Annotated in this window: 14 protein-coding genes; 7 read left to right on the top strand and 7 right to left on the bottom strand. The window is 61.7% G+C overall.

What is annotated here, in order from left to right:
- Positions 1–148 precede the first annotated feature (148 nt).
- A complete protein-coding gene (locus ELQ88_RS26165) occupies positions 149–460 on the top strand; it encodes a DUF962 domain-containing protein (protein WP_128871755.1) in 312 nt (103 codons plus the stop codon).
- A gap of 27 nt (positions 461–487) precedes the next feature.
- Complete coding sequence (locus tag ELQ88_RS26170; RefSeq protein WP_138968671.1) at positions 488–1,078, top strand: HD domain-containing protein; 591 nt, start codon at positions 488–490, stop codon at positions 1,076–1,078.
- Between the two features lie 30 nt (positions 1,079–1,108).
- Here the strand turns inward: ELQ88_RS26170 and ELQ88_RS26175 are convergent, their stop codons facing one another.
- A complete protein-coding gene (locus ELQ88_RS26175) occupies positions 1,109–1,924 on the bottom strand; it encodes a UDP-2,3-diacylglucosamine diphosphatase (protein ID WP_138968673.1) in 816 nt (271 codons plus the stop codon).
- 136 nt (positions 1,925–2,060) lie between these two features.
- On the opposite strand from ELQ88_RS26175, the gene ELQ88_RS26180 reads away from it, so the two are divergent.
- Positions 2,061–2,825: an AraC family transcriptional regulator gene (locus ELQ88_RS26180; RefSeq protein ID WP_128871758.1), complete on the top strand. Its 765-nt coding sequence runs from the start codon at positions 2,061–2,063 to the stop codon at positions 2,823–2,825.
- A gap of 134 nt (positions 2,826–2,959) precedes the next feature.
- The gene (locus ELQ88_RS26185) at positions 2,960–3,853 is read left to right on the top strand and encodes a DMT family transporter (protein ID WP_128871759.1); all 894 of its coding nucleotides are present in this window, start codon (positions 2,960–2,962) and stop codon (positions 3,851–3,853) included.
- Here ELQ88_RS26185 and ELQ88_RS26190 read toward each other — a convergent pair.
- The 4 genes from ELQ88_RS26190 to recQ all read right to left on the bottom strand — a co-directional run bounded on the left by ELQ88_RS26190 (position 3,847) and on the right by recQ (position 8,846).
- A complete protein-coding gene (locus ELQ88_RS26190) occupies positions 3,847–4,134 on the bottom strand; it encodes a SelT/SelW/SelH family protein (protein WP_128871760.1) in 288 nt (95 codons plus the stop codon). The two genes, ELQ88_RS26185 and ELQ88_RS26190, sit on opposite strands and share 7 nt — an antisense overlap.
- Positions 4,135–4,208: 74 nt before the next feature.
- Positions 4,209–6,038, bottom strand: coding sequence for a FimV/HubP family polar landmark protein (locus ELQ88_RS26195; RefSeq protein ID WP_138968675.1), 1,830 nt, complete (start codon positions 6,036–6,038; stop codon positions 4,209–4,211).
- A gap of 128 nt (positions 6,039–6,166) precedes the next feature.
- Positions 6,167–6,601, bottom strand: a complete 435-nt coding sequence (locus ELQ88_RS26200; RefSeq protein WP_128871762.1) for a MarR family transcriptional regulator — start codon at positions 6,599–6,601, stop codon at positions 6,167–6,169.
- A 118-nt stretch (positions 6,602–6,719) separates the two neighbouring features.
- Entirely contained in the window at positions 6,720–8,846 is a 2,127-nt protein-coding gene (gene recQ, locus ELQ88_RS26205) for a DNA helicase RecQ (protein WP_128871763.1), read from the bottom strand.
- 419 nt (positions 8,847–9,265) lie between these two features.
- Here recQ and ELQ88_RS26210 point away from each other — a divergent pair, with 419 nt between their 5' ends.
- From ELQ88_RS26210 to lapD, 3 genes are all read left to right on the top strand, one after another.
- On the top strand, positions 9,266–9,853 hold the full coding sequence (locus ELQ88_RS26210) for a YecA family protein (protein ID WP_030130067.1): 588 nt from the start codon (positions 9,266–9,268) through the stop codon (positions 9,851–9,853).
- A 10-nt stretch (positions 9,854–9,863) separates the two neighbouring features.
- Positions 9,864–10,259, top strand: a complete 396-nt coding sequence (locus ELQ88_RS26215) for a YbaN family protein (protein WP_138968677.1) — start codon at positions 9,864–9,866, stop codon at positions 10,257–10,259.
- A 106-nt stretch (positions 10,260–10,365) separates the two neighbouring features.
- Positions 10,366–12,306, top strand: coding sequence for a cyclic di-GMP receptor LapD (gene lapD / locus ELQ88_RS26220; RefSeq protein ID WP_138968678.1), 1,941 nt, complete (start codon positions 10,366–10,368; stop codon positions 12,304–12,306).
- A gap of 84 nt (positions 12,307–12,390) precedes the next feature.
- On the opposite strand, the gene ELQ88_RS26225 is transcribed toward lapD, so the two are convergent.
- Both ELQ88_RS26225 and ELQ88_RS26230 read right to left on the bottom strand, forming a co-directional pair.
- Complete coding sequence (locus ELQ88_RS26225) at positions 12,391–12,987, bottom strand: DTW domain-containing protein (protein ID WP_128871765.1); 597 nt, start codon at positions 12,985–12,987, stop codon at positions 12,391–12,393.
- A 4-nt stretch (positions 12,988–12,991) separates the two neighbouring features.
- The gene (locus tag ELQ88_RS26230; RefSeq protein ID WP_064679167.1) at positions 12,992–13,885 is read right to left on the bottom strand and encodes a LysR family transcriptional regulator; all 894 of its coding nucleotides are present in this window, start codon (positions 13,883–13,885) and stop codon (positions 12,992–12,994) included.
- Positions 13,886–14,188 lie beyond the last annotated feature (303 nt).

The raw sequence follows: 14,188 nt of genomic DNA on the forward strand, positions 1-14,188 counted from the left end.
AATGATGAGCCGCACGCAGCGGCCGATTTCCGAAGGATACTAAAGTGGCGCCCATAGTCACTGGCTGATGCCATTGTTCACTCTAGACTTAAATAAGCTACCCGCAGAACAACTTGCAGTCAGAACAATAACCACCGAGATCGCGGTCGTGGAAAACATCAGACGTTTCAACAGTTTCGCTGAGTTTTACCCGTATTACCTCAGCGAACACAGCAACAGTACCTGCCGACGACTGCACTTTATCGGCACGACGCTGGTGATCTTCATCCTGGCCCTGACCCTCGGCAAAGGTGCCTGGCTGATGTTGCTGACCTTGCCGCTGGCGGGTTACAGCTTCGCCTGGATCGGGCATTTCTTCTTCGAAAAAAACCGTCCCGCGACCTTCCAGCACCCGCTGTACAGCCTGCTCGGCGATTTCGTGATGTACCGGGACATGATCCTGGGTCGCGTGCCGTTCTAGGGGCAATCCGTCAACCGAGGACAGTCGATGAATGCCAACGCCCGTTTCACCCACATGAAGGACGGCACGCAGGAAGACTGGGCGATCATCGCCGCCGACTTCAGTGCCCACGCCCGACAACTGCCGACGCGGATTGTGGCGCACCTGAAATTGCTCGAGGGTGACTTCGGCGGCTTCCCGGTGGATCGCCTGACCCACTCCCTGCAAACCGCCACCCGCGCCTGGCGCGATGGTCGCGACGAAGAATACGTGGTCTGCGCCCTGCTTCACGACATCGGTGACACCCTGGGTTCCTATAACCATCCAGACATCGCCGCGGCGATCCTCAAGCCGTTCGTCAGCGCCGAGAATCTGTGGATGGTGGAAAAACACGGGATCTTCCAGGGGTATTACTTCTTCCATTACCTGGGCATGGACCGGCATTTGCGCGAGCAATTCAGCGGCCATCCGCAGTATCAGGCGACGATCGAATTCTGCGCCAGATATGATGCGGCGGGGTTTGATCCGGCGTATGACACGCTGCCGTTGAGCTTCTTCGAGCCAATGATGGAGCGGGTGTTTGCGCAGCCGAGGAATTCGATTTACAAGGCGGCGATGGCGGAGCATGCGCCAGCCTGACAGATCCAGAGTGCACTGACACCGTTGTCCTTAAGCCGGCTCTGCGACTTCCACCGCCTTCAACTGCGCCTCCCGCGCCTGGGCATCCGCCAACCGATACAACTCGATCGAGCCGTCCCAATGCTCGATCAACGCCGTGCACGACTCCACCCAATCCCCGCAATTGAGGTAATCCACCTCGCCCACCTTGCGGATCTCGGCATGGTGGATGTGCCCGCACACCACCCCATGCAGTCCGCGTTTGACGCATTCGTGGGCAATGGCTTCTTCAAAATCGCTGATGAAGCTGACCGCTGTCTTCACCTTGTGCTTGAGATACGCCGACAACGACCAGTAGCCATAGCCATAACGGGCACGCCAATGATTGAGCCAGCGGTTGAGGGTCAGGGTCACTTCGTAGGCGGAGTCGCCAAGAAAGGCCAGCCAGCGGTGGTAACGGGTGATCACATCGAACTGGTCGCCATGGATCACCAGCAAATGACGGCCATCGGCGGTGACGTGCACGGCTTCGTCCACCAACTGGATGTTGCCCAGGATCAGCTTCGAGTAACGGCGCAGGAACTCGTCATGGTTGCCGGTAACGTAAATCACCTCGGTGCCGCGCTTGCTCATGGTCAGCAAACGACGGATCACATTGGTGTGCGCCTGGGGCCAGTAAATGCCGCCGCGCAGTTTCCAGCCGTCGATGATGTCGCCGACCAGGTAGACCTTGTCCGCATGGTAGCCCTTGAGAAACTGCGACAGGTGCTCGGCCTGGCAATCCCGGGTCCCGAGGTGCACATCGGAAATCCACAAGGTCCGCACACGTTGCTTGCGACTGGGTTTGGCGAACTCGGCGCTGGTCATGGGCAACCCTCTGGCGTTTGTTTGGGCAAGCTTGCGCCGGCCGGATTAATGGCCCATGACAGAGGCAAGTCAGTCCCGTGACAGCGCTCGCGTACGCCCTCGGTGTAGAATGGCGACCTTATTCGGGAGACCTGCGATGAGACCGATCCTCACGCTACGCCAGTACAGCGACGAGCTGATCGTCCACAGCCACGACCACGCGCAACTGGTGTTCGGACTGTCTGGCGCGCTGGATTTCGAGGTCGACGGACGCGGCAGCCAGGTGGTCCAGCAGAGTTTCGTGGTGGTGCCGTCCGGTTTTCACCATGCCTGCGGCAGCGCCAATGGCAGCCGTTGCCTGGTGCTGGATGTGCCAGGCGATGAGTGGGTCTTGCAGTCACTGGGTGATCACGCGCAAGCCAGCCGGCGCTTGCTCGACAACGCCGGGCGCCTGCCGCTGGATGCCGGGCAAAGCCAACTGGTGAACTGGCTGGCGGCCAGCCAGGTCAGTGATCCTCTGATCGCGCAACAGGGTGCGGTGCTGTTGCTGGCCAGCCTCAACCATGCCAAACCGCAGGTGGTGGGCGGTCGGCGCCTGCCCTATGCGGCGCTCAATGCGCATATTGATCAGCATGCAGCCTACCCGTTGCAAGTCGCCGACCTGGCGCGTATCGCCGGACTGTCCAGCGCCCGGGTGCATGCGCGCTTCGTTGCCGAATGCGGTCAGACCCCGATGGACTATATCCGTAGCCGGCGCTTGCATATGGCCGTGGGCATGCTGCGGGATTCGGCGCTGCCCATTGGTGAGATCGCCAGTCGGGTCGGCTACAGCTCGCAGAGCGCCTTCGCGGCCGCGGTGCTGCGCGAATTTGGCGCCTCGCCCGGCACATTGCGGCGCGAGGCTGGCGACAAACAACGATAGTTTGTCGACAGACACAGATGGCCTCACACGATTCAATGTAGGAGCTGCCGCAGCCTGCGGCAGCTCCTACCCGGGACCGTGCTCACGTTGGTGAGCGTTGTCCGGCAGATTCGATACGTTCATCAAGGATTGCAATGACTCCCCGTACCGCCCTTGGCGCCCTGCATATCGGCGCACTGATGTTTGGCCTGACCGGTGTGTTCGGCAAACTCGCCGCCGCCTCCCCCGCCGTCATCGTTTTCGGGCGTGCCGCCTTTGCCGTGCTGGCGTTGGCGTTTTTTGCGCGGTTCGCCAGCGCTACGCGCTGGCGCAAGCTCGAGGCCGTGGACTGGCGCCGGTTGTTGCTCAGCGGCTTGCTGCTGGCCGGGCACTGGGTCAGTTTTTTCATTGCGGTGAAGGTCGCCGGCGTGGCGATCGCGACCCTGGGTTTTGCCAGTTTCCCGGCGTTTACCGTGATCCTCGAAGGGCTGATCTTCCGCGAGCGGATTCGCGCCAACGAAATCCTGCTGGTGGTGCTGGTGAGCGTCGGGCTGGTGCTGGTCACGCCGGACTTCGATCTGGCCAGTGGCGCCACCACCGGCCTGCTGTGGGCGGTGGCTTCCGGCTTGCTGTTCGCCCTGCTGTCGTTGACCAACCGAGCCAGCTCCGGGCGCATCCCGCCGGTGCAGGCGGCGCTGTGTCAGAACGTGGTGGTCGCGCTGTGCCTGCTGCCGGTGGCGGCACCGCAATTGAGCGAGGTGCGCGCCCTCGACTGGCTGTGGATTGGCCTGCTCGGAGTGTTCTGCACCGGCGTCGCTCATAGCCTGTTCGTCGCCAGCCTGGCAGTGATCAAGGCGCGAACCGCCGCGGTGGTGTTCGCCCTGGAGCCGGTTTACGGAATCACCATGGCCTGGTTGCTGTTCGATGAAAACCCGACGCTGCGCATGCTGTTCGGCGGTGCGCTGATCATCGTAGCGATTGTGGTGTCCAGCCGGCTCTCGGGCGGTTCAAGCAACAAGACCGTTGCGGCACAAGCCCCGTCTCACTGAGTGCGGTCGTTGTGCCCCAAGTCGCGGTCCGGATCGATCCGGTCGCGGACCCGCTGCTTGAGCACCTTGGCCTCGGGAAAACCGCCGTCGGCCTTGCGTTCCCAGATTTGCACCTCGTCACAAAAAATGTGAAAGACCCCGCCGGTGCCGGGCACCAGGGACACTTTGCCCAGGTCGTCGCCAAAGGTACTGAGCAGTTCCTGGGCCAGCCAGGCCGCACGCAACAGCCATTGGCATTGCGTGCAATAAGTGATGACGATTTCCGGTTTATGCGCGGTCATGATGGGCAGGATTCCTGGGCCAGAGGGCGTCGCTATCATAACCGGGTTTATCGTTTGCCCCGATCTTTTGACCTTCAGCGGATGCCGGCCAATAAACTCCGGGCGGTCTGTCTGAGTGGCTCGTCGCCGTCCTTGAGCAGCTCGTTGAGCAGTTCGATGGCGCTGTCCAGGTCGCCGTCATCGATGCAGGTCTGGGCCTGCTCCAGTTTGCCTGCATTGCTCGATTCGGACGGCTCAGGATCCTCGGCACTCAACGGTTCAAGTTCCAGGGACAAGCCGGTATCTGCGAATCCGTCGAGAAAGTCGTCATCCAGCGGCTGCGCATCAGGTTCGGCCACCCACTCGAACGCGGGTTCGTCCAGCGTCGGTTCGTCAGGCATTTCGAACACATCGGGCAAGACGTGCAAATTCGAGGTGAATTCAGGCTCGTGGGGGCGTGACGGCTCATTCGGCGATGCGGCGGCGGGCGGTGAAGTGTCGAAGGGGCTGATCAAGTCCCAGTTCGAATCCATCGACAGGTCATCCAGGTTCAACTGGAACTCATCGCTGGCGGCGGCCTGGGGCTGCGCAACCAAGGGCGGCGTGATGTTCGGTGAGATGTTCGGTGAGATGTTCGGTGCGACGTTCGGTGCGATGGCCAAGGCGGCCACAGTGCCCAGTTTCGGATAACGCTCACGCATTTCCTGAAGCTGGTGCGGGTCGAATCCGGTATCACGCAGGCTGTTTTCCTGCGCTTCATAGGCGGACACGTCACCCTGCCGGCCCAGCACTTCCAACAGCTGCACGGCCAGATCGGTGCGGTTCGGCTCCTTGACCAACGCCTCCCTCAACACACCGGCCGCTTCGGAAAAACGGCCATAGGCCAGATAGATGCCGACCCCTTCGAGCACATCGCCCGCCGACGACTCTTCGCCCTGGCCGGATGCCGGAGCAGGCGGCTGCGCTCGCCGATCCAGCACCGGCTCCTGCCGTGACGGCAAAACGGCTAACGGCTCAGGGGCTGCCTGACCCTGCTGTCGCCGACGGCGAATGAACCATCCGAGCAACGCCAGGGCCACCAGCAACAGCACCCCGTAGATCAGTGGCCAGTGAGTCGTCTCGACTTTTTCAACGGCAACCGGCGCTGGCGCCGCAACGTCTGGCGCAACAGGCGCAACAGGCGCAACTGCAGCCTGGGTGACTTGCGCCAATTGAGTCTGCAACTCGGTGACCTGTTTTTTCTGGCCGGCAATGTGCTCGTTCTGAGCCTGCAATTTTGCATTCAGCTCATCGATCGTGGTTTGCAACGCCTGGTTCTTCAGGACGCTGACGGCCAGTTGCTCGGCAACAGGATCAGTGACCGGCGCGGCAGCCGGTTGCTCGACAGGCGGGGTGAGCGGCTTTTTGCTCTTCACCGCAGGTGGCACTGCCACGGCCGGCTCGACACTCGGGAATCCGGACGATTGAGTGCTGGCAACCGGTTCGTCAGCCACCGGAACAATCCCCGGTGCGCCCGGCGGGTCGATCAATACCGTGTACTCGCGCAGCAAGCGTCCGTTGGGCTGATTGAGCTGCACCAGGAAATTGAGGAAGGGCTCATTGACCGGCTTGTTGGAGCTCACCCGGATCAGCCGGCGGTCGCCGCGCAGGATCGGCGTGAACTTCAGGTCGTTGAGGAAGAACGCCCGATCAACGCCGGCGCGGCTGAATTCTTCTGCCGTCGCCAGGCTGACCGACAACTCGCCCTCCGCAAGGCCCGCGGCGTCCATCAGGGCGATGTCGGCACGCAGCGGTTGATTCAGTGCCGAATGCAGGGTGATTTCACCCAAGCCCAGCGCGGGGGCCAATGCCGAGTAGGCAACAGCACCACCGACCAGAAGCAGCCTGGCGCAACCCCGCAATACCATGTGCAAACTCTCGAGCATGAGCATCCCTTGGATAACCGGAACCAACTTGTACGCGTTCGCACATCCGGTACGAACACGATATTGCCGACTAGTTCTTTATAGTCTGCCCAACGGGGTATCTCAAAGGACCGGCACGCGGCTATGCCTCAAGATTTTTCCAGGTTGGCCAGTATGTGACCGTGAACCCGCATGCAGATTTTCAGATCCGCTTCATCAACGCCTTCGAACAGTTCGTGACGCAACTGGGTGGCAATGGTTTCAATCTGGTCGATCAGGGGGTGGGCCGGGGCACAGAGGACGATCTTCTTGGCCCGGCGGTCTTCCAGTACCGATTGACGTTGCACCAGTCCCTGGCCTTCCAGGCTGTCGAGCAACCGGGCCAGGGTCGGCCCTTCTACGCCGACGCTTTGCGCCAGTTCGCGTTGGGTGGGTGCATCGTCGAAACGCGCCAGGTGCAGCAGCACCAGCCAGCGTGCCTGGGACAGTCCCAGGCCGGCCAGGCGGCGGTCCAGTTCGGCACGCCAGCCACGTGACATCTGGGCCAGTTGCATGCCAAAGCGGTGTTGATCGGTGAACGGCATAAAACACTCATGATTAGGCTGAAATAGAGAAATACTAATTATTAGTCAGCTAAGCATGACCCTTGGCTATAGGCAAGGGTTGCCATTCAGTGAATCGTTACATCTGTATACCAAGCCATCAGATTTCGAATTCCGACTGCAGAGCGGCCCGGACGCAGTACAAAACACCTTCCGGCACTCGTCCGGCGAACAGCGCGGCAATCTCCGACACGGGTGGCAATTCACCCTCGCCGTCAAGGAAGGCGTCCTGGATTTCGCCCATCAAGTCTTCGGGCAGATCCAGCGCCTGCTCCAGCGACAACTGCTGCTTGCCAATCGCTTCGGCGAGCATGGTGTAGACGTTCTTTTCCGAGCATTGCAGTTGACCGGCGATCTGCAGCGGGGTCATGCCGGCCCGCGCCAGGGTGATCAGCTCGTGGCGTACGTCGGCCACCACTGGCGGCGCCTCGACCTGGCCGCCAAGCACCTCGAGGAAGGCCTGGCCGTAACGCTCCAGCTTGCGTGCACCGACGCCGCTGACCGTGGCCATCTCCGCCAGCGAGGTCGGCTGGCTGCGCAGCATTTCCAGCAGCGTCGAGTCGGGGAAGATGACGTAGGGCGGCACACCATGCTCTTCGGCGAGTTTGCGACGCAGGGCCCGCAAGGCTTCCCACTGTTCGCGTTCTTCGCCGCGAACCAGCTGGCTCGCCTGGCTCTTGCTGCTTTTGGCAGTGGTTTGCGGCTTGAGGTCGCGGCGCAGTTCCAGGGTCACTTCGCCCTTGAGCAATGGCCGGCAGCTGTCACTCAGGCGCAGGCCGCCGTAACCTTCGAGGTCGATGTCGGCCAGGCCGCGGGCAACCAGCTGGCGGAACAGGGAGCGCCATTCTCCTTCGGCCATCGCCTTGCCGACCCCGTAGACCGACAGGTGCTGATGACCGATGCTGCGGATTTTCTCGTTGTCCTTGCCCAGCAGCACGTCCACCAGATGCCCGACGCCATAGCGTTGGCCGGTGCGGTAGATCGCCGAGAGCGCCTGGCGGGCCGGTTCGGTAGCGTCCCAGGTCTGTACGCCGTCGACGCAGTTGTCGCAATGGCCGCAGGGTTCAGGCATGTCTTCGTCGAAATAGGCCAGAAGTGTCTGGCGACGGCAGCGGGTTTCTTCGCAGAGCGAGAGCATCGCGTCGAGCTTGTGCTGCTCCAGACGCTTGTGGCGTTCGTCGCCCTCGGAGTTCTGCAACATCTGCTTGAGCATCACCACGTCTTGCAGGCCGTACGCCATCCAGGCATCCGCCGGCAGCCCGTCACGGCCGCCGCGACCGGTTTCCTGGTAATACGCTTCAAGGGATTTGGGCAAATCGAGGTGAGCGACGAAGCGCACGTTGGGTTTATCGATGCCCATGCCGAATGCCACGGTGGCGACCATGATCAGGCCTTCCTCGTTGAGGAAGCGTTTCTGGTGGTGGGCCCGGGTATCGTTGGGCAGACCGGCGTGATAGGGCAGCGCCGGGAACCCTTGCTCGCTGAGGAACACCGCGACTTCGTCGACCTTCTTGCGCGACAGGCAATAGACGATGCCGGCATCGCTGCGCCGTTCGGCCAGGAACGCCAGCAATTGCTTGCGCGGCTGCTCCTTGGGCACGATGCGGTAGAAAATGTTCGGGCGATCGAAACTCGAGAGGAAACGCTCGGCGTCCTGCAAGTGCAAGCGCTCGACGATTTCTTCCCGGGTACGCTTGTCGGCGGTCGCGGTCAGGGCGATGCGCGGGACATGGGGGAACAGCTCCGCCAGCTGGCCCAGTTGCAGGTATTCGCGGCGGAAGTCGTGGCCCCACTGGGACACGCAATGCGCTTCATCGATGGCGAACAGGGCGATTTCAAGGCTTTGCAGGAACGCGAGCATGCGCGGCTGGACCAGGCGCTCGGGCGCGAGATAAAGCATCTTCACTTCACCGCGCTTGATCCGGGCAGCCAGATCCCGTTGCTGCTCGGCGCTCAGCGTGGAATTCAGTGCAGCCGCGGCGACACCCAGCTCTTCGAGGGTCGCGACCTGATCGTCCATCAGCGCGATCAGCGGCGAAACCACCACCGCCAAACCTTCGCGCAGCAGCGCCGGCACCTGGAAGCACAGGGATTTGCCGCCGCCGGTAGGCATCAGCACCAGGGCGTCGCCGCCGCTGGCCACGCGCTCAATGATTGCACCCTGGCGGCCACGGAAACTGTCGTAGCCGAAGATGTCCTTGAGGACGCGTTGAGCCTGTTCGAGCATAAAAACTCCAGAAATCACCAAAAACATCCCTGCAAGACTGGTTCAGAACCACGCAGGCTGCACTGACGAATAGTAAGTGCGCATTGCATGACGCTTCACATCTCAGCCGTGGCGCCAGCAGGGCATCACAAAACGCGCGAGTATACCCGACGCCTGTCCGCCACAGGGTGCCGCTGAGAAGACACACGCAAGCCAATACCGAACCTCCTGTAGGAGCTGGCTTGCCAGCGAAGGCGGCCTGAAGCCTTGTATCGCCCATGAATACGCCTTCGCTGGCAAGCCAGCTCCTACATAGGGTTCGGCGTTTTCCACCCTGCAGGAGCAGTGCGCCGGGGAGCAAATATCCCGCGCGGCTGGCCTGACTGCTCAAGAAGGCCTAGAATTCCCGCATCTGTTTAATTCCCCAAGGTAGCCCTTTAATGTCCTTCGCTGAGCAACTAACCCGTTTGCAAGTCTTCCTCGACGCCGACGAACTGCATGACGAGGCGCTGGACTACGTGGCCGCCCACGGCTACCTCACTGCGCTGTCGATCTGTTCCGAAAGCGTTCCCGACCGTGAATGGATCGACGCGCTCTTCGCCGAAGAGCCGCATTACGCCGACGACACCGAGCGTGAAGCGATCGAATCCACCCTGCTGGCCCTCAAGGCGCACATCGCCCGCCAACTGGCGTCCGACGAAGAGTTCGAGCTGCCTTGCGACCTGGACCTGGGCGAAGAGCCGGATGATTCCGACCTGCGCGGCTGGTGCATCGGTTTCATGGAAGGCGTGTTCCTGCGCGAAGCGGCCTGGTTCGAAACCGCCGAAGACGAAGTCAGCGAAATGCTGCTGCCGATCATGGTCGGTTCGGGTCTGTTCGACGAACAGCCTGAGTTCGAAGACATCGCCAAAGACGCCAACCTGATGGACGACATGATCGTGCAGATCCCGGAAGCCCTGACCGCGCTGTACCTGCTGTGCCAGGCGCCCGACGAAAAACCGGCGATCCTCAAGCCACGTCACCACTAAGGTCTTGCCTATGGACAATCCCATAGGCAACCGCTCCCTGATGTTGCGTTACGTACTGCTGGCCATCGGCTGGCTGAGCGTAACGCTGGGGGTGATCGGGATTTTCCTGCCGGTGTTGCCCACCACGCCCTTCCTGCTGCTGGCGGCGGCTTGTTTTGCCCGCAGTTCCCCGCGCTTTTACCAGTGGCTGGTGGAGCACCCGTGGCTTGGGCCGTGGATTCGCGACTACCTCGACGGCAATGGCATCCCGCTCAAGGGCAAGGTGTATGCCATCGGCCTGATGTGGGCGAGCATCCTGCTTTCCTGTTACCTGGTGCCACTGCCATGGGCACGCGCGTTCATGCTGACCAGTGCAGTGCTGGTGACGGTTTATATCCTCAAGCAGAAAACCCTGCACAAATCTTGAGCCGACGATTTGCCCTCCCTCGCCAAAACACCGCCTAGACTTCACGCATCTGCACCCAAGTAGTCAGACATGCCCACCGCCAGTCGACACAGCAAGGAGCGTGTCCATGTCACTGCGCAAACAATTGTTTCTCGCCATTTGCCTGTTCCTGCTGGTGGCGATCAGCGGCAGTTTTTTTGTCAGCCTGGAAAGCTCCCGCGAGCAGATGCTCGGCCAGTTGCGCTCCCACGCCCAGGACACCGCCACGGCGCTGGGGTTATCGCTGACCGCGCAAATCCACGACCCGGCAATGATCCAGTCGATGGTCGGTTCGATTTTCGACAGCGGCTATTTCAGCAGCATCCGGATCATCGACATCGAGAATGAGCAGGTGCTGGTCGAGCGCAGCGCAGCGGCATTGGCCGAGGACGTTCCCGGCTGGTTTGTCAGTCTGGTCAAGCTGCATCCACAAGGCGCCGATGCGCTGATCATGCGCGGCTGGGAACAGGTCGCGCGCGTCGAAGTGTTGAGCAATCCGCAGTTCGCCCTGGCCAGGCTCTGGGACAGCACACTGGGCAGCCTGATCTGGTTGTTGTTGTGCGGATTGCTCAGCGCCGTATTCGGTGACTGGTTGTTGCGGCGGCAATTTCGTCCGCTCGAGGCCATGGTCAGACAGGCCGAAGCCATCTGCAAACGCGAGTACCTCAGCCTGCCGAGACTGCCGCGTACGCCTGAACTGAAACGCGTGGTGCTGGCCATGAACCAGATGGTCGAGAAACTCAAGGCGCTGTTCACCGAGGAGGCCGCGCGCAGTGAAAAATTGCGGGCGCAATCCTATCAGGACAGCCTGACCGGCCTGGCCAACCGGCGTTTGCTGGATGAACAGCTGGCCGACCATTTGCTGGTCGGCGAGCAGAGCAGTGACGGCCATTTGCTGATGCTGCGAATCAATGATCTGGTCGGCCTCAACCAGCGCCTCGGTGGCCAGCGCACCGACGCCTTGATCAGCACCGTCGGTGACTTGCTGATGCGTCTGACTCAGGTACCGGAGCGTCGTACCTGGCTGGCGGCGCGTAATCGCGGTGGCGAATTCAGCCTGCTGACACCCGGTCTGGGCAGCCAGGATGCCGCACTCCTGGCCGCCGAAATCAGCGCCACCCTGGAAAACCTGCGCCTGACCGGCGCCAGCGACTGCATGCCGGTGGCGCATTTGGGCATGGTCGCCTTCCGGCCCGGCGAGTCGGCCAGGGATGTGCTGCTGCGGCTGGATCAGGCGCTGACTGAAGCCCAGGGCCACCCCGAGCGGCCATGGAGGCTGCTGAGCCACAGCGTCAGCGCGCCAAACCAGCCCCAACACGACTGGCAAACCTGGATCGACGATGCCCTGACCGAAGGCAAGATGCGCCTGTATTTTCAACCGGTGGTGCAATGCGCCGACACCAGCCAGGTGCTGCATCACAAAGTCCTCGCGCGCCTGCTCGATCCCCGGGGCGAAGCGGTTGCCGCCGGGCATTTCCTGCCATGGATCGAACGCCTCGGCTGGTCGGCGCGGTTCGACCTGATCATGCTCGAAGCCACCCTCGACTACCTCCTGGTCAACCGCTGGCCCCTGGCGTTGAGCCTGTCCGGCAGCACCCTGCGCGACCAGGCGCAACTGCACAAGATCCTTGAAATGCTTGAATCACTGCCTGAACTGGCCGCGCTGCTGACCCTGGAAATCGACGAACGCCAACTGCCTCCTCCAGAGCAATTGCAGCGTCTAAGCCATAGTTTGCTCAACACTGGCTACCGCATCGGTTTGCAGCATTTTGGTGGCAGCTTCAGCCAGATCGGCAACCTCACGCAACTGGGGCTGGCTTACCTGAAGATCGACGGGGCCTATATTCGGGGCATCGATAAGCAGCCAGACAAGCGGCTGTTCATCGAGGCGATTTTCCGGGCGACGAACAGCATCGATTTGCCGTTGATTGCGGAAATGGTCGAGAGCAAAGCGGAGCTGGAAGTGATCAGGGAGTTGGGGGTGTTTGGTGTGATGGGGCGGTTGATCGGGCCGCCGGAGCCGATGTGATTTTTCAGCGGGTGGACCGCGTTATCATTCTTCGCGGGCTTGCTCCGGGCGGCGATCCGACGATGAGGGCCGCACAAGCGATGATCATCTCGGCCCATGATTACGCTGAAAGACCTCCTCCCCCATCGCCGCAATCTGCCCCTCGATCAACGCTTCGAACGGCTTTAACAACGGTTCGAAACTGACAGGCGCTTCCAGCGTCTGCAACGCCTGGACAATCGCTTCCACCGTCGACAACGCCCCCGCCCCCGGCGCCTTGCGCAGCCGATAGCGGGACACGCCCCCCGCAACCAGGGTCACTCTGGGCAACGCCGCCAGCAACGGATTGAGGTGCAGCATCTTGCGCGCCTTGCGCCAGGTGCCGTCCGGCACCACCAGCAGCAACGGTTCCCCGGTTTCGGTGTAGGCCTGCAACGGCTGCGCATCGTCGGCAGGAAACAACAGCCGCGCCCGATAGCCCGGTTGATTCAACAACGCGGGCAACTCCTCGAACACCTCGCCCACGATCAGCTCGGCATTGTTCAAGCCCAACGCCGCCAACCGCGCGGTGTTCAGCGCATGGTTCACTTCGCTCGGATGCTGAAGCAGCAATACCCGCGTGCGGCTATCGAGACTCGGAATCAGCGGGCACAGGCAATGACTCTGTGGGCGCAGGCAGCGCGGGCATTGGATTCTGGACATCGTCTCAAGCCTGATTCAGTTGCGCTTTAAGCAAGTCGCGAAAGGTCTGGATCAGCGGCTCGCGACTGCGGCCACGGCGCACGATCATCGAAAATGGCGCCTGATAACCGAACGTCGCCGGCAGCAGCACCCGCAAGTCGCCCTTGTCGGCCCAGGCCTGGGCGTAGTGTTCCGGCAGGTAACCGATATAGGCGCCGGAGAGCACCAGAATCAGCTGCGCCTCCATACTTTCCACCGTTGCCGCGCTGTGTTTGAAGCCATGGCGCGCCAGTTCCGCCTGGCTCCAGTAACCCCGGCCGACCATGCGCTGCTGGGTGATGACCTGCTCGGGGATACGCCGTTCGGTGAACAGCGGATGCCGACTGCTGCAATACAACCAGTGCTGCTCACGGTACAGCGGCATGTAGACCAGCCCGCTCATGCGCGTGGAGAACGCGCCGATGGCCAGGTCGAGGCGATTGTCCTGCACGCCGAGCTGCAGTTCGTAGGGGCTCATGACCGACAAGTGCAAATGCACCGCCGGGTGCTCCTGGGTGTAGGCGCCGATGGCTTCGGCAAAGGGCAAGGCCTTGTCGCTGACGGTGGAGTCGATCACCCCCAGGTTCAGCGTACCGCGCAGTTCGCCCTTGAGGGCGGCGGCGTACTGCTCGAAACCTTCGAGTTCGCCGAGCAGACGCAAGGTTTCCTGATGGAACAATTCACCCTTGCTGGTCAGGCTGAAGCCGCCGCGACCGCGATGGCACAGCACCAGGCCGAGGGCCGCCTCGAGCTGGCTCATGTAAGTGCTGATGGCCGAGGTCGAGAGGTTGAGCTCCTGCTGGGCGTTGGCGAATCCCTGATGACGGACCACGCTGACGAAGATGCGCAACAGTTTCAGGTCGGGTAAAGCGTTGGCCATGGGGGCTCCGTGCAGGTTCAGTTGAGTCTGGGTTGTCTGCATGGCGGTTGCTGCACAACCGATCGCCAGCAAGCCGGCTCCTACAGGGGGCAAGCAACATTCACGACTAGCGCCGACCTGTAGGAGCCGGCTTGCTGGCGAACGGCCCACCCAGGCAATACATCTCTCAAGCCGAGAGTCTATCGCCCTTCAAACCGATAGTTTAGAAAAATCTGAACTAAGTATTTGCCCGTAGCGATTCTTCCCGGCCACTACATTTCGCAGAATCGGCCCACAGCGGTGCCCGTCTCTCCCCGAACGGCG

The organism is Pseudomonas sp. MPC6 (assembly GCF_006094435.1).
GTDB lineage: Bacteria > Pseudomonadota > Gammaproteobacteria > Pseudomonadales > Pseudomonadaceae > Aquipseudomonas.